At 45.6% G+C, this 340-nt stretch carries 1 pseudogene; it reads right to left on the bottom strand.

The features are described 5' to 3' along the window. Positions 1-340: pseudogene (locus AB4512_RS23940) on the bottom strand (AcrB/AcrD/AcrF family protein); the annotation flags it as partial.

Genomic DNA, 340 nt, shown 5'->3' with positions numbered 1-340 from the left:
CTTTGTAGCCAAGTGCAAACTCCAATACTGGCTTGTAGATGTTGAGATTAAACCACTGCAACCCGCCTTGAGCGGCATTCTGAACCTTGGCAAAAATACTGGTAGATGGCTTTTTCACAGAAAGCTGAGCCAAGTGTGACGGCAAAATAAACTTGCTTTCGATAAGCGAGAAGATCAATGCAAAGATCACCACAGCCGAAAACCCGGCCAATACTTTGGCTAGCTCGTTATTAATCCATAGCATTGGAGAAAACGCTGCGATGGTTGTCAGCACACCAAACACGGTTGCCACTGATACAGAATGAACGCCCTGCCAAGCGGCTGTCTTTCCATTTATATT

Origin of the sequence: Vibrio sp. 10N.222.52.B7 (assembly GCF_041474275.1) — a bacterium.
Lineage (GTDB): Bacteria > Pseudomonadota > Gammaproteobacteria > Enterobacterales > Vibrionaceae > Vibrio > Vibrio crassostreae_C.
The sequence above is the reverse complement of the archived record's forward strand: the minus strand, read 5'-3'. Positions and strand labels throughout refer to the sequence as shown.